The organism is Pseudomonas sp. c313, from assembly GCF_055407145.1.
Map to the genome: position 1 here is coordinate 147,131 of NZ_JBUZRD010000001.1, position 21,121 is coordinate 168,251.

The 21,121-nt window shown below is 55.5% G+C and carries 20 protein-coding genes; 12 read left to right on the forward strand and 8 right to left on the reverse strand.

Features of this window, described 5'->3' with window-relative positions:
• Positions 1 to 15: 15 nt before the first annotated feature.
• Both ACZRKZ_RS00745 and ACZRKZ_RS00750 read right to left on the reverse strand, forming a co-directional pair.
• A complete protein-coding gene (locus ACZRKZ_RS00745; protein WP_017736202.1) occupies positions 16 to 1,272 on the reverse strand; it encodes an efflux RND transporter periplasmic adaptor subunit in 1,257 nt (418 codons plus the stop codon).
• A gap of 67 nt (positions 1,273 to 1,339) precedes the next feature.
• Positions 1,340 to 2,617, reverse strand: coding sequence for a TolC family protein (locus tag ACZRKZ_RS00750; RefSeq protein WP_081609223.1), 1,278 nt, complete (start codon positions 2,615 to 2,617; stop codon positions 1,340 to 1,342).
• A 401-nt stretch (positions 2,618 to 3,018) separates the two neighbouring features.
• Between ACZRKZ_RS00750 and ACZRKZ_RS00755 the strand changes: the two genes are divergently transcribed.
• The gene (locus tag ACZRKZ_RS00755; RefSeq protein WP_026136728.1) at positions 3,019 to 4,365 is read left to right on the forward strand and encodes an OprD family porin; all 1,347 of its coding nucleotides are present in this window, start codon (positions 3,019 to 3,021) and stop codon (positions 4,363 to 4,365) included.
• A gap of 497 nt (positions 4,366 to 4,862) precedes the next feature.
• The gene (locus tag ACZRKZ_RS00760; RefSeq protein WP_017736199.1) at positions 4,863 to 5,537 is read left to right on the forward strand and encodes a heavy metal response regulator transcription factor; all 675 of its coding nucleotides are present in this window, start codon (positions 4,863 to 4,865) and stop codon (positions 5,535 to 5,537) included.
• A 257-nt stretch (positions 5,538 to 5,794) separates the two neighbouring features.
• Here ACZRKZ_RS00760 and ACZRKZ_RS00765 read toward each other — a convergent pair whose 3' ends face one another.
• Complete coding sequence (locus ACZRKZ_RS00765) at positions 5,795 to 6,031, reverse strand: hypothetical protein (RefSeq protein WP_017736198.1); 237 nt, start codon at positions 6,029 to 6,031, stop codon at positions 5,795 to 5,797.
• Positions 6,032 to 6,957: 926 nt separating this feature from the next.
• Positions 6,958 to 7,392 (reverse strand): hypothetical protein, encoded by a 435-nt coding sequence (locus ACZRKZ_RS00770; protein ID WP_026136727.1) that lies wholly within the window; start codon positions 7,390 to 7,392, stop codon positions 6,958 to 6,960.
• A gap of 296 nt (positions 7,393 to 7,688) precedes the next feature.
• On the opposite strand from ACZRKZ_RS00770, the gene ACZRKZ_RS00775 reads away from it, so the two are divergent.
• Positions 7,689 to 8,144 carry a helix-turn-helix domain-containing protein gene (locus ACZRKZ_RS00775; protein WP_017736196.1) on the forward strand — a complete coding sequence of 152 codons (456 nt, stop codon included), beginning with the start codon at positions 7,689 to 7,691 and terminating at the stop codon, positions 8,142 to 8,144.
• Positions 8,145 to 8,275: 131 nt separating this feature from the next.
• Here ACZRKZ_RS00775 and ACZRKZ_RS00780 read toward each other — a convergent pair whose 3' ends face one another.
• Entirely contained in the window at positions 8,276 to 8,542 is a 267-nt protein-coding gene (locus ACZRKZ_RS00780) for a YebG family protein (RefSeq protein WP_026136726.1), read from the reverse strand.
• Positions 8,543 to 9,200: 658 nt separating this feature from the next.
• Between ACZRKZ_RS00780 and ACZRKZ_RS00785 the strand changes: the two genes are divergently transcribed.
• A complete protein-coding gene (locus tag ACZRKZ_RS00785) occupies positions 9,201 to 9,650 on the forward strand; it encodes a phosphate-starvation-inducible protein PsiE (RefSeq protein WP_463968034.1) in 450 nt (149 codons plus the stop codon).
• A 1-nt stretch (position 9,651) separates the two neighbouring features.
• Here ACZRKZ_RS00785 and ACZRKZ_RS00790 read toward each other — a convergent pair whose 3' ends face one another.
• From ACZRKZ_RS00790 to ACZRKZ_RS00800, 3 genes are all read right to left on the reverse strand, one after another.
• Positions 9,652 to 9,969 carry a DUF3509 domain-containing protein gene (locus tag ACZRKZ_RS00790; protein WP_463968035.1) on the reverse strand — a complete coding sequence of 106 codons (318 nt, stop codon included), beginning with the start codon at positions 9,967 to 9,969 and terminating at the stop codon, positions 9,652 to 9,654.
• A gap of 218 nt (positions 9,970 to 10,187) precedes the next feature.
• Complete coding sequence (locus ACZRKZ_RS00795; protein WP_463980436.1) at positions 10,188 to 11,483, reverse strand: serine/threonine transporter; 1,296 nt, start codon at positions 11,481 to 11,483, stop codon at positions 10,188 to 10,190.
• A gap of 59 nt (positions 11,484 to 11,542) precedes the next feature.
• Complete coding sequence (locus ACZRKZ_RS00800) at positions 11,543 to 12,919, reverse strand: L-serine ammonia-lyase (protein ID WP_463980437.1); 1,377 nt, start codon at positions 12,917 to 12,919, stop codon at positions 11,543 to 11,545.
• Between the two features lie 137 nt (positions 12,920 to 13,056).
• Here ACZRKZ_RS00800 and ACZRKZ_RS00805 point away from each other — a divergent pair, with 137 nt between their 5' ends.
• The 8 genes from ACZRKZ_RS00805 (at position 13,057) to ACZRKZ_RS00840 (ending at position 21,114) form a co-directional block, all read left to right on the forward strand.
• The gene (locus ACZRKZ_RS00805) at positions 13,057 to 14,004 is read left to right on the forward strand and encodes a LysR substrate-binding domain-containing protein (protein WP_463980438.1); all 948 of its coding nucleotides are present in this window, start codon (positions 13,057 to 13,059) and stop codon (positions 14,002 to 14,004) included.
• Between the two features lie 213 nt (positions 14,005 to 14,217).
• Positions 14,218 to 14,622: an HPF/RaiA family ribosome-associated protein gene (locus tag ACZRKZ_RS00810; protein WP_133102016.1), complete on the forward strand. Its 405-nt coding sequence runs from the start codon at positions 14,218 to 14,220 to the stop codon at positions 14,620 to 14,622.
• Between the two features lie 177 nt (positions 14,623 to 14,799).
• The gene (locus tag ACZRKZ_RS00815) at positions 14,800 to 15,102 is read left to right on the forward strand and encodes a DUF3649 domain-containing protein (RefSeq protein WP_463980439.1); all 303 of its coding nucleotides are present in this window, start codon (positions 14,800 to 14,802) and stop codon (positions 15,100 to 15,102) included.
• On the forward strand, positions 15,099 to 16,670 hold the full coding sequence (locus ACZRKZ_RS00820; protein ID WP_463980440.1) for a PepSY-associated TM helix domain-containing protein: 1,572 nt from the start codon (positions 15,099 to 15,101) through the stop codon (positions 16,668 to 16,670). The genes ACZRKZ_RS00815 and ACZRKZ_RS00820 overlap by 4 nt, the downstream gene beginning before the upstream one ends.
• Positions 16,670 to 16,996: a DUF3325 domain-containing protein gene (locus tag ACZRKZ_RS00825; RefSeq protein ID WP_463968042.1), complete on the forward strand. Its 327-nt coding sequence runs from the start codon at positions 16,670 to 16,672 to the stop codon at positions 16,994 to 16,996. The genes ACZRKZ_RS00820 and ACZRKZ_RS00825 overlap by 1 nt, the downstream gene beginning before the upstream one ends.
• A gap of 7 nt (positions 16,997 to 17,003) precedes the next feature.
• Complete coding sequence (locus ACZRKZ_RS00830) at positions 17,004 to 17,582, forward strand: RNA polymerase sigma factor (protein ID WP_463968043.1); 579 nt, start codon at positions 17,004 to 17,006, stop codon at positions 17,580 to 17,582.
• The gene (locus ACZRKZ_RS00835; RefSeq protein WP_463980441.1) at positions 17,579 to 18,568 is read left to right on the forward strand and encodes a FecR family protein; all 990 of its coding nucleotides are present in this window, start codon (positions 17,579 to 17,581) and stop codon (positions 18,566 to 18,568) included. The genes ACZRKZ_RS00830 and ACZRKZ_RS00835 overlap by 4 nt, the downstream gene beginning before the upstream one ends.
• Positions 18,569 to 18,681: 113 nt before the next feature.
• Positions 18,682 to 21,114 (forward strand): TonB-dependent siderophore receptor, encoded by a 2,433-nt coding sequence (locus ACZRKZ_RS00840; protein ID WP_463980442.1) that lies wholly within the window; start codon positions 18,682 to 18,684, stop codon positions 21,112 to 21,114.
• Positions 21,115 to 21,121: the final 7 nt, after the last annotated feature.

Below are 21,121 nucleotides of genomic sequence, written 5' to 3' on the forward strand. Positions count from 1 at the left end.
TCCTGTCAGTTCGCATCAGTGACTGTGCTCGGCACTAGCCTTGCCGAGCTCGGACTTGAGCGTGAAGCTGCCACTGGCTGCCACTTGGGCGCCGGATTGGAGGCCTTCGGTTATTTCCACATAGCCACCTGCACGGCGACCAAGCGTTACCGTGCGAGTGTCAAATCCCTCAGTGGTCCTGACGAATACCGCAGGCTTTTCCTCAACGGTCTGCACTGCGGATTCTGGAACGGCTACGGCCACCCGATCAGTCTGTGAAGTGACCGCGATGCTTACGAAAAGGCCTGGTCGCCAGGCTCCATTTGGATTGGTCAGCGTGACGCGAACGGTCGCTGCACGGTTCTGCTCACCCAGGAGGCTGCCTACATAACCAACCTTGCCGTCCACCTCAGCCTTCATGTCAGGCGAAGAAACCTTTACCGCACGGCCTGTCACAACCTTCCCCAAATCGCTCGGAGGAACTGCGAAGGTTGCCCACACCTGATTGAGGTCTGAAAGAATGAAAGCGTTGGTTGCCTCGCTGACAACCTCACCGACGGTCAGGTGCTTCTCCACGACAACTGCGTCGAAGGGCGCGCGAAGCTCGTAGCGGTTACCGCCGGCAGAATTGACCGATGCCCCGATAGCTCCGACCTTTTGCTTAGCATTGGCCAAGGATATATCTGCCTCTTGCAACCCTTGACGAGCCTGGAGGTAATCCTGTTCGGCGGAGATTTTGTCCTGCCACAACTGTTTCTCGCGGTCGAAGGTCAAACGTGCCAGTTCTACACGTCGTTGAGCGGCTTGTTGCTCACTGCGTAGATCGGAGATCTGTTGACTCGCAATCACCGCAAGGACTTGCCCCTTCTTAACCGACTCTCCGAGGTTGGCCTGAACGCTTTCTACAACGCCAGGTACGCGAGGCACGACATGCGCTGTATGGTCCTCGTCAAACCGTATCTCGCCAGGAAAAGTCACGACGGTGCTAAGTTCACGGGGAGCCGCAGCTTCGAGGACGACACCGGCAGCCTTGATCTGCTCAGCGCTAAGCGTCATCTTGCCTTCTTCCTCCTCTCCCTTTTCGCTGTCGCTGTGGCCCTCCTCACCGTGGCCATCATCCCCCCCCTCTTCAGCGGGTGCTGCGGCAATCTTCTTATGCTCATGGCCGTCCTCAGCGCCGTGTTCGGCATTACTGGCTGGCGGCTGCTCAGAACTAGAGTTCCAGGCGAAGCTGCCAAATCCAAGGGCTGCCACAGCGACTACCGCCAGTGCGATCTTACGTTTGTTGTCCATTGTTACTCCTGCTGATCGTAGGTAGCGGCTTATTCAAAGACGCGTACCGAGGAAAATGTCTAGGCGTTCAGCGAAAACTGGCATTCGATCCGACGTCGCCATAAACCCTTTCCACCTGCGCACGCGCATTGGTTGCAGCCGCCAACGAGTCGAGGTACTGGCCACGAGCGACTATCAAGGTGCGCTGCGCATCCAGCACTTCGATGAAGCCGAATTTGCCCATCTCAAATCCACGCGTTGCGGTATCCACGGCCAGTTGAGCTGAAGGCAGAATCGTCTTGTCGTAAGACTCGACCTCTTGCATGGCGGTAGCCCACTGGTTAACTGCGGTTTGGGTTTCGGAGCGTAGCCTTAGCTCTACAGCGTTTCGTTGGTCTCGGGCCTGATCTGCGCGGCGAGAAGCGGAAAGAATGTTGCCCTGATTACGATCAAAGAGCGGCAAAGGCATCGACAGCCCCACGAGGTTGACCCGCTCGCGAACAGACCGGTCATATTGGCTACCCACACTCACAGTGAGATTCGGGATACGTTGGGCCTTTTCCGACCCGAGTGAGGCATCGCTCTTGTCTATTTGAGCAAGCGCCTGTCGCATCTCTGCAGTTTGATCAAGCTTCGCCAATAATTCTGCGGCCTGCGGCGGAATGCCGGGAGATAGGTTTGGCGAGTCCAGACGATCAAATGCAGTAGCCGAGCTGCCTATTACCTGGGCCAATTGCTGGTAAGCCGTTGACTTCGCTGTTTCAGCGCGCCTTACCTGTAACTTGGCTTCAGCCAACTGCACCTGGGCGCGCGTAGCCTCCACCGGTGAGGACTTACCGGCGCGCACCCGACCATCGACTATGCGCAGACCGCGTTCGGTGAGCTCCAAAGATTGTTTTGCCAGGTTCAAGCCTGTCTGAGCCCTTAAGGCGGCGTAGAAAAACTGGACAACATCCGCACGAAGACCATTGACTCGTCGGTCCAGCTCTAGCTGCGCGACGGTTTGACCGTAGGTGGCAACTTCGATACGAGCACTTCGTTTGCCACCCAACTCTAAAGGCTGACTAAGGGTGACTGTGGTCGTGCTTGTATTACGACGGGTGTCTTCCACGTCATACGAAATTTCAGGATTAGGGATGAGTCCCGCTTGCTTGCGAACTCCTTCCGAGATGCCGATTTCCTGACGCGCAGCTGCAAGATCGGGGTTAGCATCCATTGCAGTGGAAAGCGCTTCGGCCAGGCTAATACTCTGAGCAAATGCGGCTGGCACGATCGCTCCTGAAAGGAGCGTACAGAATGCAATGGCTCTCAAGGGAAAGACAAAGACAGAGGTTTTAGATAAAACGTTGTGATTATACCAGGGCACTTTATGGTCCTCGTGCACAAACTTTGATAAAGCTTGGCGAGAACGTATTTACAGCCGCCAAGCTCCACTGGATCAGGTGATGGCACTCTAATCAGCGATCGCTATCAGTGGGGTGGCTGTAAAATTACAATTTCGTTAGAAAGTACGTTCGACATTAAAATTTCCCGCCCAGTTGCGCACGGGACAAGCTATTGAGTAAATCAGTCCGCAGCTACAAAACGTCCTTAAATACGACAGATAACAATTAGATTGCCAAATTGTAATTTTTCTATCACCAATCCGTTATCTTTGATCTGCAACTATCATGTCAGGTCCTACGCAGGTGCCCGGCCGGGCCACAAAAAAAATATAGCCGTGTCGGTAAATCAAAATAAAAGCTGCCGTAATCAAAGGGGCATCAAATGAAAATTAAAGTACCGTTGTGTGTGTTGGCAGCTTCTGCTTTTTCCATAAGCTATACAGCTATAGCAAACGCGGAAGATAAGTCATCAGAAGGTTTTATTGACGGTAGCAGCCTCACTGTTTTAAACCGAAACTTCTATTTCAATCGTGATAATCGCAGCTCTTCTGCGCCAACGTTCAATAGCGGCAAGGGAAACACCAACGGATATTCTGAAGCTTGGGCGCATGCGATAATTTCTAAATTCAACTCGGGCTTCACCCAAGGCACCGTCGGCTTTGGTTTAGATGCCTTCGCTATGATCGGCCTCAAGCTCGATACAGGCGATGGCCGTAACGGCGGCCGAAGCTCCTTCGATGTGTTGCCAGTTGATGGAAAGGGCCAGGCCCGTGATGAATACACGAAGGTTGGGGGGGCTGCCAAAGTCCGCCTGTTCGATACCGTAGTGAAATTGGGTGATGTCTTCCCAGCGACACCAGTCGTTGCATCAGGAGACGCACGTCTACTGCCAGAAAGCTTCCGCGGTGTAACGGTTGAAAACACCAGCATGCAAGGCCTCACCCTGCAGGGTGGTAGACTACACGCGATGAGCCAACCAGTATCCAGCGACCTGAACGATAACTTCGTGACCTTCTATGGCGGCCCAGTCAACTCGCCTTGGATCGGTTACGGTGGCGGCGATTACAAGGTCAACGACAGTGTTACTGTAAGTCTCTATGCCAGCCAGCTAAAAGATGTATGGAATCAATACTACGCCGGGACAAGCGTCTCCTACCCGCTTAGCAATGATTTGACCCTGATCAGCGGCTTTAATTACTATAAAGCTGTTGACGAAGGCAAGAAACGTTTGGGTGAGTTCGATAATAATATCTGGAGCGCCAAGCTCGGCGTCAGGTATGGTGCACACACCCTCGCACTGTCGCATCAGCGTAACAATGGCGATGACGATTTCGACTATTTACGTCAATCAGACTCGATATTCGTCGACAACTCAATTCAGTACAGCGATTTCAACTCGCCAAAAGAACGCTCTTGGATGCTGCGCTACGACCTAAACATGACCGACTACGGTATTCCAGGCCTTTCGTTCATGACTCGCTATGCCAAAGGCTCTGGCGCGGACTACTCTAATGCCAATCAGTTTTACATGCGTACCGATGACAATGGCAATCCGCTCACCAATCAGAAACGTTGGGAGCGTGACATTGAGGTTAAATACGTAGTGCAAACAGGAGCTGCCAAAGACCTTTCTTTGAGATTGCGCCAAGCAAATACACGAGCAACTGCTTTCGAATCGGATTTGGATGAAGTGCGCCTGATCGTTGAATACCCACTTTCGGTACTATAAGCCATTGCGTTGCTCTGCTACTCCTCCAGCCGGAACTTCTGAAAAGCAAATCGCTAGTTCAACGAATTCACCTTGAGTTGCTTAAATGCTCCTTTGGTAAAAGGTGAATATTTTACGCCCTTCGGGGCGTTTTTTTTTTACTAAAATTCCAATACCTGTTCAAGGATGTGCATGGCATCCCGATGGAGTTCATGGCTGCACCAGTGGCCCACGTCCTCAACGTGAGAGTCGACCCCATCATCTGAACGGAACAGAGCGCCCACGACAAATAGAACAACCCAATATTTCATAAGGTAAATTCACCTAATGGGGGAGGGTCCGCAATTGACAAACCCAGATGGCGACACATTAACCTGCGAGGTTATCAAGCGTATTGCTTAACAATTACAAGTCTGTTATTTAAGCCACGGACAGTTAGTTTTGATTTACCATTCCCCCCAATGATGACTGCGCACTTGCGTGGTTAAAACTGCTGAGTAATATCGAGACAAAATCCAATGCGAATTCTGGTAATTGAGGATGAAGTAAAAACTGCTGAATATGTACGCCAGGGCCTCACTGAGTGCGGATATGTAGTGGATTGCGTACATACCGGCTCTGACGGGCTATTTCTGGCCAAGCAGCACATGTACGAACTCATTATTCTAGATATCAATCTTCCAGAGATGGATGGTTGGCAAGTTCTAGAACTATTACGACGGAAAGATTGCTCTTCGCGTATTATGATGCTCACTGCCCGCAGCCGACTAATCGATAAAGTCAGAGGTTTGGAGAATGGAGCTGATGACTACCTAATTAAACCCTTCGAATTCCCCGAATTGCTTGCTCGAGTTCGCGCATTGATGCGTAGGTCGGATAGTGCTGCATCTGTAGAAATTATTCGCGTAGCTGACCTTGAGTTGGATCAAAGCCGCCACAGAGCGTTCAGAGATGGTCAGCGTATAGACTTGACAACAAAGGAGTTTGCTCTGCTGCACTATCTAATGCGGAATACGGGCATTGTTCTGAGCCGCACACAAATCATATCTCAAGTGTGGGATATGAATTTTGACTGCGACACTAATGTCGTTGAGGTTTCCATAAGAAGACTTAGAGCCAAGATGGACGACCCTTTTGAGAGTAAGTTAATTCACACACTTAGAGGCGTGGGATATGTTCTAGAAAAACGCTAGATTTACATTATTAAAAATAATGAACGTGCGAATAATATTTGATGCTTTCAAATAATGCCCCGTTCAAAATCCTTGGTAGCAATATAAAGCGCTCAAATTCAGACTATTAAAAGTGTTCGTTCAGGAGGGTGTTTTTAGCAGAGCAGTCAGGAAAGCCTTAAATTTTAATATGTCGCCAAATTCATGCTCCCAAGTGGCGCTCCGCAGATTCACTACTTTGAGATTGACATCATCGAAATGGCGCCGCCATAGGGCAATTACTTGTCGAATACTGCAGAGAAAATCTTACTGCCGCCTTGTTGTTGGTCTTGTAAAGATCTGTAAGCCTTCAGCCACTTCCCGGCCTCCCGCTCAGCTCTTGTTCTCTCGAACAGCATCTGGGTCTGAGACTCAAGTGCTAACTCAAAGCGCTTCTTAAGATCAATGTTTTCTTGTTTTATCTCTTCAATTTTTTTTGGCAGCCTCACCACGTTGAGGCAATTTTCTTTTTCCATTTTTTAAAACTATATCCCTCACTTAATAATATTTAGTATTTGATCAAGCTATGAGGGATCGAGACCTACCAGTCTCGTCGTCTACGGCGGACAACGTGAATTCTACCTTGGCTTTGCGCTGCATTTCTAAATTTTTATGATTACGGGGCACGTTGTTTACCAGCCTCTCAAAAGCATCGCTTATAATATCAAGCTCGTCAATAGAGCGTTTTCGAAAATTAGTCATTGATATTAAATTGCCGCCTATTCCGACTAATTACCCAAAGACAAAATCCTTATAGTTTTTCGCCTGTTCAGCCTGTTTACGGATAACAGCGAATGAAGATTCACTCTTAGGCATATCCGAAGTCAAGAAATTCGAATATTCTGAATATCGATATTTCCAGAATGATAAATGGCTTCTGTTAATAATAAAAAATTGACATCCTAAACATACGCTAAGCTGCTGAGTTTTATAATTAGGTGCTCTACCTATCGGGGCCTTCTTCCGCATACTCGATGTCACTGCAACTGCGAATCATCTAGAGGAAGACCAGTGGCGTGCGGTGCGAACCAGATAACCAATCCTTTTTCAAACAAAAAAGTGTCTAACATCAGCCCATCCTTGGGCCTTATTTTGACCCTTTTGCTATCGTGGATACCACATAAAGCGTTAACCAAAGTAGGAGAAAATCCTCTTCTAACAACAAACTTTGACTGACGGGAGGAGGCCACCATAACAACCACTGTCGAGTCCGCGACTAGACAATAGGCGCGTCCAGGAAAGTAAAATCCAACCTAATCTGTTGCCGCTGACCGAAAACTGACCCATTGGGTCAGTTTTCAATCGGCGCCAACATACGACAATTTCGCGGGCATCCGACAGAGCTTCGGCGGCACGTTTGAAATCTGACATCAGAAAGCTCCTCGGTAAGGAGCCAGGAGACTTAAGCGAACTTGGGACTGATCGTCGACTTGCGCCTCAGGTAGAGGGGAGCGTACATCTGGTGACTGGCTGATTTGGGAGCCGGCACTGATATCCTAGGGCGGTGATTTTCCAAGCGCTTTTTCGAGAACCACACCTGTGATGTCTTTTTTTTGCGAAGGTCCAGCTCTCCCATTTTGTAAACACCGCGAGAGGTGCGATATACAACAGCACTTTCTTGAGTTGCTATGCCTTGGAAGCAAATAATTTGGTCCAGGTCCTCCAAACTCCATCTGCCGGAACGGGTCAGGGCTGGTGGGCACAGCATCTGCACGTGACTGATGACAACGTCAGGAGCAGCATTCATATAGTACTGAAGTTCATACGCACAGCTGACCATCGCAGCGCGATCACTCATCCCTGTCTGGGCTGAGGTAATGGTGATAAGAAATCCCACCCCCTCTAGTTCACAGTGTGTCCTAGTGAAAACTTTACGTTCTGCAGGGTCAAGTATGTATATCAATTGCCAACCCATTCCCGATTCAGTCCGTGCCGCTCGTACACTCACAGTGGAAAAATATTCGGTATCGCAGGACTCATCTCGACTGCGTTGTGAGTGTTTGAGGATTTGTAGAACGTTCCTGGAAGGATGAGGATTCCAAGCTTACGCGCTATATATGCATTTTATACCCCCACGATGTGATGCGTCAAAGCGTGGCTTTATTCTCTCTTTTGTGAGTACACGGAAGAGAGATGGATTATTTGGAGGCTTTGGGGCAGGTCATAAGGGAAGTCCGGGTTGCTGCTGGGCTCAGTCGAGAGGGCTGTGCACAAGTCCTAAATCGAGATCATCTTGCCAAGGTCGAACAAGGACGCCTGGCCATTTCTGTTCTCAAACTCTATTCTTTATGCGAATGCCTAGGCATCTCCCTCAGCCTTGTGCTTATGGCTGTGGAGGCGCGCATGGTTGGTATCGACCTTGAAGCCTATCGGCATCAGCAAGAACGTGATTTAAACCGACTTGTCGGAGCTGGCCTGCTGAGTAGTGTTATCAATCATGGTGCGAGCCGCGGGGTACGTGGAAAGCGGGCAGAAGATAATCGTTTGGCCATCCAGACTTTGCAAACCGAAGGATTAGCAAAAATGGAGATCGTTCGTAGACTGGGTGTCAGTCGCGCCACAGTCGACCGTTATTGGCTGAAGCGATGAGCGACCAAACACTCCCGAGGGGGTTGTAATTTTAAAAATATTCCAAACATTCCCATTATGCTGGAGCTTAGTTTGCATAAGCTCCAAACGCTTACTAAACGGTCAATCACGTTCGAAGGCTCTGACCTATTTCATCCTTCAGTACCAGTGGCTTCAGAAAGCTCGCTCAAAGCGCCCACATTGTTTTTGAAAGCTGCTGCAAACACTGAGCGATTTTTAGCCATGTAGATGCTCACATCCTCTGCGTGTTTCTCAGATAGCCCCGGTACATGCTTCATCAGTGTGTCCGTCAGCAGCTCCGCCAGCTCAAGCATTTGATCATGCGCATCAGCGAGTTTGCGGTCCACAAAAGTAGTCTCCAGGTCTCGGGTACTGCGATAAAGAGTCTCAACTGCCATTTTGGCCTCGTCGTCTGTCTGTCCAGCGTGTATGAGGAAGCATTTGTTCAAATCAAATGCTGGCCGATGAATCTTGCGAACTGTTGCGCTAAAGCCCTACGAGCTAACTAGGCAGGGTGGCAAAAGCGAAAACTAGGCAGGATAATTGGTTTCGAAGGACAATATTTCTCCATCTGGATACGTAGGCTGCTGATACTACGGCAGTTTTAGATGCAGCTACCCCGACCAATGGCCTATCTAGGCAGTCCGCTAGTCCGCAAAACGATATACAAACGCTCCAGATCTCGGCTGCTGCGGTATACCACTTCGACGGCCATTCACCACCTCACATGCCTTCACGATAGTTGTCTATTGCGACTACTGTATTTATATACAGCGAAAAGGATAAGCCAATCCACGGGGTTTGGATAGCAGCTTTTTAATGTAGCCGGGAAATGACATTTGTCAGCTGCCTGATTGCCGCATCGATGCACCGTGACAGCACGATAAATGCCTCATATCATCCCGCCACCCTCTCACTCTGCGGTCTCTGGCCTTTTTTCTGCATGCAGAGAAATCGTCATATCCCCCCGCCATTATCTGGTCGGGGCGATTTGCAGGACGCGTGGCGTGGGCATCGGCTTGCGGTTGGTTAATTTTTGTACGGCGGTGGTGAGCAATGACAGAATTGAAATGGGCTGAAAAACTGCGCAAAAGCTTGCATGCGAACGCGGATTCGCTGGGCAATCTGGCGGTGGAGGCGTTTCACTATCTGGCGCTTTTCGGTATTGGCGCGATCACTGCCTATGCAGCGGTTCTGACCTTTATCGAGATGCTGTCCAAGGGCAGCATCAAGGTTGATGACATTTTGCTGCTGTTTATCTATCTGGAATTGGGGGCAATGGTCGGTATCTATTTCAAGACCAACCATATGCCCATCAGGTTTCTGCTTTACGTGGCCATTACCGCATTGACGAGGCTGTTGATCGGCGATGTTTCGCACCATAACGCCCCGGACTTGGGGATTATCTACCTGTGTGGCGGTATTCTGCTGTTGGCTTTTGCGATCCTGGTGGTGCGTTTTGCATCGTCCCGATACCCGTCTGTAAAGGATAAGTCAGAGCAGTGAGCTAAATCCCGGCGGCCAGCGGCGGCTGGCGGTTGGGCGGTTGTTGCAACACCTTGTGATTATCCCCATCCGTCATCACCGCCAGAATCTCCATGGCGCTATGCCCCTGTTCGATGGCAATACCGAACTGCACACTTTGCACCAGCCGCTTGAGTCGTTGCGGGTCGTTGCGTTGTGCGGCGCTGATCATGCGTTTGGCGACCACGCCGTCATCGTCGGAGAGGGTCAGCATAATGCTGCCGTCCAGGCGCTGGATGCTCAGGTTGACCCGGTATTTGGGCGTGAACGTGTCAGTGATGACCTGAAAAGGATTGTCCATTGTGCGTTACCGCCTGATAAGAACGTGCAGTCATTGACGACCGGTGTCGGGATTAGTTCGTGCTACCGGACCACTGGCCATTCACTCGCTGAGGTTTTCACAACGTCCGTTTTCCTCAGTAGCTGTACAGCAAGGGGCGTGCCGTATAAGGCGCCGCCTCGACATTACGGTATAAAAAAGGAGAGCCCTGAGGCCCGCCTTTTCGGGGGTGATCCGTTTCAGGGCATAAACGAGAAAACGATCGCAGACAGCGCAATCAGCCCGATCACCACCACGAACACGTTAGATACCTGGCCTGAATACTGGCGCAAAGATGGCACTCGACGGATCGCGTACATCGGCATCAGGAACAGCAGGCAGGCGATGATCGGCCCGCCCAGGGTTTCGATCATGCCCAGGATGCTCGGGTTGAAGGTCGCCACAGCCCAGCAGGTCAGGATCATGAACAGCGCTGTGCAGCGTTCCAGCCAACGGGCAGACAGGGTCTTATTACGGCTGCGCAGGGATTTGACGATCAGGCCCTGGAAGCCTTCGCTGGCGCCGATGTAGTGGCCCAGGAAGGATTTGGTGATCGCCACCAGTGCGATCAACGGCGCGGCGTAGGCAATGAGGGGGGTCTGGAAGTGGTTCGCCAGGTAGGACAGGATCGAAATGTTCTGGGCTTTCGCCGCTGCCAGGTCGGCCGGTGACAGCGCCAGTACGCAACTGAAGCAGAAGAACATCACCGTCAGCACCATCATGCAGTGGGCGATGGCCAGGATGCCGCTGCTTTTGCGCTCGGCTTGAGGGCCGTAGACGCGCTTCTGGTCGACGGCGAAGGCGGAGATGATCGGCGAGTGGTTGAAGGAAAACACCATCACCGGGATCGCCAGCCACAGGGTCTTGAAGAACAGCGGCAATGGCATGCCTTCGCTGGCGGAGGCAAAAAATGCGCCGTTCCAGTTGGGGATCAGGCTCAGGCCGAGTAACAGCAAGGCGGCGACGAATGGGTAGACCAACACGCTCATGGCCTTGACGATCACACCCTGGCCGCAACGCACGATGGCCATCAGGCCAAGGATCAACACCAGCGACAGGATCGCCCGGGGCGGCGGCGTCATGTGCAGTTGGTGTTCCATGAAACTGCTGAGGGTGTTGGTCAGCGCCACGCTGTATACCAGCAGGATCGGGAAGATCGCGAAGAAGTACAGCAGGGTGATCAGCTTGCCGGCGCCGATGCCGAAGTGCTCTTCCACCACTTCGGTGATGTCGCCGGATTTGCCCGACAATACAAAGCGCGTCAGCCCACGGTGGGCGAAGAAGGTCATCGGAAAGGCCAGCAATGCCAGCACCATCAACGGCCAGAAGCCGCCGACTCCGGCATTGATGGGCAGGAACAAGGTGCCGGCACCGATGGCGGTGCCGTACAGGCCGAGCATCCAGGTAGTGTCGTGTTTGTTCCAGCCTGTTGTAACGGTGGTTGGCGTCAGGTCTACAGCGGAATTTTCGGCAGCAGGTGTACGTCCATCGGTCATCGTTATTGCCTCGTTATTGTTTTTACGCGGGCTCACGTGGGGCGGTTAGGGAATGCTCCTCAGCACTCCACCCAGCTCACGGCCAAGCCGCCCCGTGAAGTTTCTTTGTATTTGTCGTGCATGTCGGCGCCGGTGTCGCGCATGGTGCGGATCACTCGGTCCAGGGAAATGAAGTGTTTGCCGTCGCCGCGCAGGGCCATTTGGGTGGCGTTGATGGCTTTGACGGCCGCGATGGCGTTGCGCTCGATGCATGGCACCTGGACAAGGCCGCCAACCGGGTCGCAGGTCAGGCCGAGGTTGTGTTCCAGGCCGATTTCGGCGGCGTTTTCCAGTTGTTCGGGGGATGCGCCGAGTATGTCTGCCAGGCCGGCGGCGGCCATGGCGCAGGCCGAGCCGACTTCGCCCTGGCAGCCGACTTCGGCGCCGGAGATCGAGGCGTTTTTCTTGCAGAGAATGCCGACGGCCGCCGCTGCCAGGAAGAAATTGACCACGTCGTCGTCAGAGGCTTCGGCGTTGAATTTCATGTAGTAATGCAGCACCGCCGGAATGATCCCGGCCGCGCCATTGGTGGGCGCGGTGACCATGCGCCCGCCGGCGGCGTTTTCTTCGTTGACGGCGAGGGCGAATAGGTTGACCCACTCCATCGCCGACAACGTCGACGTGATGACATTGGGTTTGCCGATTTCCAGCAGACTGCGGTGCAGTTTCGCCGCGCGCCGTGGCACGTCCAGGCCGCCAGGCAAGATGCCTTCGTGACGCAATCCCTGCTCGACGCACTCGCGCATCACCGACCAGATATGCAATAGGCCGCTGCGAATATCGGCATCACTGCGCCAGGCCCGTTCGTTGGCCATCATCAGTTCGGAAACCCGCAGGCCGTGCTTTTTGCACAAGGCCAGCAGTTCGACGGCGCTGGAGAAATCGTAGGGCAATTCCACATCGCTGGTAGGCGCAATGCCTGATTCAGCTTCCTGCGCCTCGATAATGAAACCGCCGCCTATCGAGTAGTACGTCTGCTCGCTCAACAAGCCGTTTTTCCCATAGGCGTGCAGGGACATGGCGTTGGGGTGGTAGGGCAGGGTTTCATCCAGCAGCAGGAGGTCGTGTTGCCAGTTGAAGGCAATCGACGTTTTGCCGGCGAGCTGCAATTGACCAGACTCGCGCAACTGCTGGATGCGTGGACTAATCGAGGTGGGATCGATGCTGTCGGGCCATTCGCCCATCAGTCCCATCACGCACGCGCGGTCGGTGGCGTGGCCAACGCCGGTGGCGGAGAGCGAGCCATATAAGCGGATCTCCACCCGTCGGGTTTCATCCAGCAATTGTTGGTCAACCAGGGCCTGGGCGAAGGACGCCGCTGCCCGCATCGGACCGACAGTATGAGAGCTGGACGGGCCGATACCCACCTTGAACAGGTCGAAAACGCTGATAGCCATGCTAAAGCCTTACAATCAATGGAGTAGGAATCGCTGCCATGTTTTGTAGGACCAGCGGCATTGGCGCGATAGTGTCCCTCTAGCCCTGCACTGACCAACGACTTATCCTAAGACACCCTTTAGCAGGACTAAACCCTATGATCCGTCCCCTGCATGCCCAGACTTACGTTTGGTTGCATGTGTTTTCCTGCGCAGCCCGGCATTTGTCGTTCACCCGCTGTGCCGAAGAACTGCACATCACGCCGGGTGCGGTCAGCCAGCAGATCCGCCAGCTGGAGGAGCGCCTGGGCTTTCGTCTGTTTCATCGACGGGCACGCGGTGTTGAATTAACGACCGAAGGGCAGCGACTGGCGATTACCGTGGGCGAGGCTTACGGCAACATCGATGCCGAGCTGCAGCGCCTGGACGCCGGGATGATCAGCGGCACCTTGCGCCTGCGCTCGATCCCGTCGTTTCTTGGCAAGTGGCTGACTCCAAGGTTGCCGCGTTTGCAGCAGCGCTTCCCGGATATTCAACTGCGCATGGTGGCCGAAGACAGCAGCATTGCCCTGCACGAGGGCGACTTTGACCTGGCCATCGATCTCAATGACGGCAGCTATCCCGGTTTGTTATCCACACCCCTGCTGGATGAGCAGATTTTTCCGGTGTGTGCGCCGAGCCTGTTGCGCGGTCGGCCGCCGCTGCACGGCCCGGCAGACCTGGTGCATTTCCCGCTGCTGCACGACATCACTGCCTGGCGTGGGAGTTATGAATATGCGGAGTGGGAGTTTTACCTGAATGCTATTGGTCATGACGCGGCTGATGCCCGGCGCGGGCATACCTTCAACCGCAACCACCTGACCATCGAAGCCGCCATCGCGGGCATGGGCGTGGCCATTGCCCGGCGAACCTTGCTCAATGATGAGCTGGAGCGCGGCACCTTGATCGTACCGTTCGGCATCGCCGTGCCTAATCACAAACGTTACATGCTGCTATATGCGCCGGGCGCGCTGAGCCATCCAGGCGTACGTGAGATGCATGATTGGCTGGTGGAGGAGGCGGGGATTTTTTGTGCATTGAACCCCTTGAGCGAGGGGCAACTGTAAGGAAATGGGAACGTAAGAAGATGTAAGCAACTCCCCACCCTAACAGTGCTTTTGGTTGTTGTCAGACTTAATTTGTAATGTGGAATTTATCTTTGCCAAGGGCTTGAATTGTTCCTCGGTCTGCTCAATTGTGTAATCAAGAGGTCATGGTTTCACCGCCCCGGTGTTGCAATTTGTGATCTCTCGCGAGCTAGCTGAAATAAGGGAAAAACTATGCAAATCCTAGTCAATAGCGATAACCATATTGAAAGCAGCATCCGACTGGAGGAGTGGGTACGTACTACCATTGAGAGCACGCTCGAACGTTATGAAGAGGACCTGACCCGCGTCGAGGTTTACCTGCGCGATGAGAACGGCGACAAGCCCGGTCCACACGATTTGAGTTGCCAACTGGAAGCACGACCAAAGGGCCATCAACCGCTTTCGGTCTCCCATAAAGCCGATACGCTGGAACAGGCGATCGATGGGGCAGCCGTCAAGCTGGAACGTGCACTGGATCATCTGTTCGGCAAGCTGCAGGGTAAACCGCGTGCCAAGAGCGCGCCGGATAAAGCGGTCAATGAGACCGCGCTTGAAGAGGAATTCCTGGAAAACGAACAAGCTACGCTTAACAGCTGATAGCTGACACTTTTTTCAACCCCAATGAAAACGGGCCTGCCAATGCAGGCCCGTTTTCGTTCTGGCTTTTAGAACGCCACCGACGTCTGCACGTATACCGGCGCTTCATCCGTTCTCTTTTGCTTATGAGAATATTTATCATTAGACTCGCGCCCTGACGAATCAGGCGCTCCAGGCATGAAAAGCAAAGCATCACTCCCTCTTTCCTACCGTCTCGGCGTGACGTCGCGGTTGCTGGCGGCTGTCGTGGGTGGTTACCTGCTGGCATCCCTGGCCAGCGTCTGCATGACCTTGTGGCTGCCGCTGTCCCGGGCCGATGCGGTGGTCAGCGGGATGCTGAGTTCGTTCGTGTTCTACCTGCTGGCGGTGATCTGGTGTTTTGCCTGCCGCAGAGCCGCCCACGCCTGGTTTGGCGTGTTGGTGCCCAGTGCGGTGTTGGCCACCCTGGCGGGCCTGGCGTACTGGATGGCCCGACCATGAAAGAGGGATTTCGTCAGGCCATGGCCTGGTTGCACACCTGGAGCGGATTGATTTTCGGCTGGCTGCTGTTTGCAATTTTCCTGACCGGCACCCTGGCCTATTTCAAGGATGAAATTACCCACTGGATGCAACCGGAAGTGCAGGCGCACGCCATTGATGACGCGCGCAGCCTGGCCTTGGCGCAAAACTATCTGCAACAACAGGCGCCCACCGCCGCCCGTTGGTTTATCAACTTGCCCACTAGCCGCGAGCCAGGCCTGTCGGTGAGGTGGCAAGACAAGGTCGACCCCGGCAGGCGCGGCAACTTCATCGAAAAACTCCTCGATCCGGTTACAGGCAATCAAATCCAGGCACGGGAAAGCATGGGCGGCGAGTTCTTCTACCGCTTCCACTTCCAGTTGCAGATGCCACATCCCTGGGGCCGCTGGCTGTCGACGATTGCCGCGATGGTGATGTTTATCGCGCTGATCAGCGGGATCATCACCCACAAGAAAATCTTCAAGGACTTCTTCACCTTCCGCCCGCGCAAGGGCCAGCGCTCCTGGCTCGACGGGCATAACGCGGTGGGCGTGTTGGTGCTGCCGTTCCACCTGATGATCACCTACAGCAGCCTGGTGATTTTCATGAGCATGGTTATGCCAGCGAGCATCGTTGCTTCCTACGGCGACGACACCCGGGCATTTTTCAATGATGTATTCCCGGCCACCAACAACGCCCCGACCCTCGGCCAACCGGCTCAACTGCTGCCCTTGGGGCCGATGGTGGAGCAGGCGCGGGCGCAGTGGGCGGGTGGACATGTTGGGCGGCTGGGGGTGAACAATCCGAGTGATGTGAATGCTTCGGTCAATGTGTTTCGCGCCGGTTCCGACCGGGTGGTGCATGACTTCGGCAGCACTGTGTCCTTCAATGGCGTGACTGGCGAGATGCTCAAGGTCAGCGCAGAACAATCCCTGCCCATGGCCATCGGCGGTAGTTTCTATGGCCTGCACATGGGCCATTTCGCCGGCCCGGTGTTGCGCTGGTTGTACTTTATTTTTGGCCTGGCGGGCACGGCGATGATCGGCACCGGGCTGGTGCTCTGGCTGGGCAAGCGCCAACTCAAGCACGCCAATGCCGGTGTGATGCCGTTTGAATTACGCCTGGTTGAAGTGCTGAACATTGCCAGCATGTCTGGGCTGATGATCGCCATCGCCGCCTTTTTCTGGGCCAACCGCTTGCTGCCGGTAAGCTTCGCCGAGCGTTCGGACTGGGAAGTGCAGAGTTTCTTTATCGCCTGGGGCCTGACGCTGTTGCACGCAATCGTGCGTCGCGGTCGCCGGGCCTGGGTCGAGCAATTGGGCTTGGCCGCCTTGCTGTTTATCGCCGTGCCGTTGCTCAACGCGCTGACTACCACCGAGCACCTGGGCGTGTCTCTGGCCAAGGGCGATTGGGCCATGGCCGGCTTTGACTTGACGTGCCTGGGCAGTGGCGTGTTCCTCGCCTGGGCTGCCTGGAAAATGCAGCGGCGCACGGTCGCTCACAAAACCCTGCGCACCCGCCCGTTGACCCTCAAGGGCGAGGTGACTTGATGCTGCTGGCACTGTTGCTGTGTTACGCCGGGTTTAGCGCGTTGTGTTTGTCCACGGATCGCCACCACGGCGAGTTGCTGCACAGTAAACCCTCGCCCCGTCGGCGCTTGTGTCTACGGGGCGGCGGCTGGTTGCTATTGATCGTGTCAATCTGGCCAGCGGTGCAGGTGGCTGGCTGGGGCCAGGGTCTGGTGGAGTGGTGCGCAGTGCTGATGCTCAGTGCGTTGCTGCTGGTGTTGCTGTTGCCGTATCGGCCAAGGCTGGCCTTGATCCTCGCGGGCGTTGGTCTGCTGGCCAGTCCCGTCGCAGCCTTCGCGGCGTTCTGAGCAACTTATGATGATCACCACGCCGCCCGAATCCCAGGATCGTCAGCACGCTGAATCGACCGGCGGGCGCGCGCATTTTCTGCAGGTGTTCCTGTCCCAGCGCTCGCAAATGGAAGCGCTGGTCAGCCGTCGCGTCGGATGCCGGGCGACGGCAGCGGACCTGGTGCAGGATTTGTTCCTGCGCTTCTGGCGCCGGCCGCTGGTGCAGGTCGAAGAACTCAGCACCTACCTGCTGCGCTGCGCCGGCAACATCGCCATCGACCATTTACGCAGCGAAGGCGCGCGGGTGCGCGGCAATGAAGGCTGGTTGCCGGAACAACCAGACCATCACGGTTGCGAGCCCCAGGCTGCCCTCGAAGCTGGCAACGATTTGCGTCAGGTCGAAGCCGCCTTGCGCAGTTTGCCGGAGCGCACGCGACAGATCTTTTTGCTTAACCGCATCCACGGTCGCAAGTACGCCGAAATTGCCAAGGCCATGGGCCTGTCCCAAAGTGCAGTGGAAAAACATATGATGCGTGCCCTCGACGCCTGCAAAGCCAGCCTGCGGGAATCGTCGCCTCCGCGCTTGCCAGGGAAAGCACCGTGATCAGCACTGTCCGCGTCACCCCGACGCCTGACCAGGAACAGGCCGCACTCGCTTGGCTGAGCCTGCTGCATGACCAGCCCAGCAGTGGCGACCAAGCTACGTTTAGCCGCTGGCTGCGTGCCGACCCGGCCCACGTCGAGGCCTACTCCCAGGCCCAGGTGCTGTGGGAATTGAGTGAAGTGCCGGCCAGCAAACTGGCGGATGAAGAGGCCCTGGCGTTGCAGGGTTATCTGAATACTATGAACCGTGCGAAGCGCTCAAGCGTGCGCCGTTGGTCTGGGGCGTTGGCCATGGCCGCGTGCCTGTTGTTGATGGTATCTGTCGGTGCCGGTTGGCAGCCTGGGCGCTGGGTCGATGACTTTGGCGCCGATTACGTCACGGGTACCGGCGAAGTCAAAACCGTCACCCTGGCGGATCAAACCCAAGTCACCCTCGATGCCGACAGCGCCATTACCGTGGATTTCAGTCACGGTGAGCGTCATATTCAGCTGCGCCGTGGCGCCGGTTTTTTCAACGTGACCCACACCGGGAAACCCTTCGTGGTCGAAGCGGGCAGCGGCGAAACGCGGGTCTTGGGTACGCAATTTGAAGTGCGCCTGCAACCGGCGGGCGCCGAGGTGACGGTGTTGTCCGGTCGCGTTGGTGTTGCGCCATCCAAGACAGGCACCCAACAAATGCTCACCGCAGGCCAGCAAGTGGCCTACGCCGACGGTATCGCCGATGAGCTGCATGCCGTTGACAGCGAGTCCCGCCTGGCCTGGCGCGACGGCTGGCTCAACTATTACAAGACGCCCATGGCCGATGTGGTGAAGGATCTGGCGCGCTATTACCCAGGCCGAATCCTGTTGCTCAATGACGAGCTCGGCGCCCGACGGGTCAGCGGCAGCTTCCCGAGCAAAGACCCCCAGGCGGTGCTCAATGCGTTGCAAGCGGTGCTTGGGTTTGAGCAGCACAATGTGTTGGGGCGGGTAGTTGTGCTGCGCTGAGGGTTTTGAAATTATTTTCAAATTCCTGTGAGGTAAACCCTCCGCCCATCCGTGTAGTGCTTGAAACTGCGATTAATTCGCATTAACAGCGTTTTTACACACGGGTTCTCACCATGAAGTCCAGGGCAAAGTCGACGACACGCGGTTCGGTTAAACAATGGCTGGGAGCCTCGATATTGGCGGTTTCGGGGTTGGCGTTGTTGCCCTTGAGCGTGGCGCGGGCGGCGGACGCTGAGCAGCAGAGTGCGCTGTTCAGCTTTGCTTTGGCGGCCAAGCCGTTGCCCCAGGCCTTGAGCGATTTCAGTCGCGTCACCGGCATCAGCGTGGTCTATACCGACGAAGCACCCTACGGCCTCAAAGCCCCGGCAGTCAGTGGCCGGATGAGCGCAACCCAGGCCATGCAGCGTTTGCTGGGCAACTCGGGGTTTACCTTCCGCCAGATCGACGCCCGCACCCTGGCCCTCGAACCGCTGCCCACCGAAGGCGCAGTAAACCTGGGTGCCACCACCATCAGCGGTGACAGCCAGCAGCAAGCCACCACCAGTTATCAGCCGCCGCCCACCAGTTCGGTGATGCGTTCCCATGGCCTGCTGCTGGAAACCCCGCAAACCGTCAACGTGGTACCGGCCCAGGTGATGCGCGACCAACTGCCGCGCAACCTCGACGATGCCTTGGCCAACATCAGCGGCATCACCCAATCCAACACCTTGGGCAGTACCCAGGACGCGGTGATGTTGCGCGGCTTTGGCGACAACCGTAACGGCTCGATCATGCGCGACGGCATGCCCGTGGTGCAGGGGCGTGCCCTGAATGAAACCGCCGAACGCGTGGAAGTGCTCAAGGGGCCGGCCTCGTTGTTGTACGGCATCCAAGACCCCGGCGGCGTGGTCAATATTGTCAGCAAGAAGCCTGAACTCACTCAATCCACGGCCCTGACCGTGCGCGGCTCGACCTTCGGTGACGGCAAGAATGGCAGCGGTGGCAACCTCGATACCACCGGCCCTATCGGCGACACTGGCCTGGCCTACCGTTTGATCGTCGACCATGAAGACGAAGACTACTGGCGCAACTACGGCACCCACCGCGAAAGCCTGGTCGCGCCGTCCCTGGCCTGGTACGGCGACAGCACCAAGCTGCTGCTGGCCTACGAGCACCGCGAATTTCTCTCGCCGTTCGACCGTGGCACTGCCATTGACCCCAACACCAACCACCCGTTGGACATCCCGGCGACTCGCCGCCTGGATGAGCCGTTCAACAACATGGAAGGCCGCTCCGACCTGTACCGCTTCGAAGCTGATCACGATTTGAACGACGACTGGAAAGCCCACTTCGGCTACAGCTGGAACCGCGAAACCTACGACGCCAGCCAAGTGCGCGTGAGCAAGGTCAACGCCAACGGCACCCTGACCCGCAGCATGGACGGCACCCAGGGTGCGCTGACCACTGACCGCTTCACCACCGCCAGCCTCGAAGGCAAGGTCGACGTGTTGGGCATGCGCCATGACGTGGTGTTCGGGCTGGACGACGAGTACCGCAAGATCTACCGTGCCGACCTGATTCGCCAGGCCAGCCGCAGCACCTTCAGCTACACCGACCCGGTCTATGGTCGTGAAGTCGCTGGCAGCACCGTCAGTGCGCCGGACAGCAACCAGACCGATCTGTTGCGCAGTGACTCGGTATTCTTCCAGGACGCCATCCACCTCACCGAACAGTGGATTCTGGTGGGCGGGGCGCGCTTCCAGGAGTACGACCAATACGCCGGCAAAGGTCGCCCATTCACCGCCAACACCGACAGCAACGGCCAGAAATGGGTGCCTCGCGCCGGGCTGGTGTACCGCTACACCGACGAATTGTCGTTCTACGGCAGCTACACCGAGTCGTTCAAACCCAACTCGACCATCGCCCCGCTGGGCAACAAGAGCGTGATCGACGGCAGCATCGCCCCGGAGGAATCCAAGTCCTGGGAGCTGGGCGCCAAGCTCGATATGCCGGGTCGCATCACCGCCAGCGCGGCATTGTTTGATATCGACAAGCGCAACGTGCTGGTGTCCGTCGGCGAAGGCGCGACCTCAATCTACAGCGTCGCCGGCAAGGTGCGTTCCCGTGGCTTGGAAATGGACCTGAGCGGCCAGTTGACCGATCAGTGGAGCCTGATCGGCAGCTACGCCTACACGGATGCCGAGGTGACCGAAGACCCGACCTACCAAGGCAAACGCCTGCAGAACGTGGCGAAAAATACCGGCTCTGTATCAGCGGTGTATGACTTTGGCACCCTCGTCGGCGGCGACCAGCTGCGGGTCGGCGCCGGTGCCCGCTATGTCGGCGAGCGAGCCGGCGATGCCCTCAACAGTTTCGACCTGCCGGGCTACACCGTGGCCGATGCCTTCGCCACCTACGACACCAAGGTCGAAGGGCAGAAGGTCAAGTTCCAGCTCAACGTGAAGAACATCTTCGACCGCACTTACTACACCTCGGCGGTCAGCCGCTTGTTCGTGTCCATGGGCGATGCGCGGCAGGTATCGGTGTCCAGCACCCTGGAGTTCTAAGACAAGT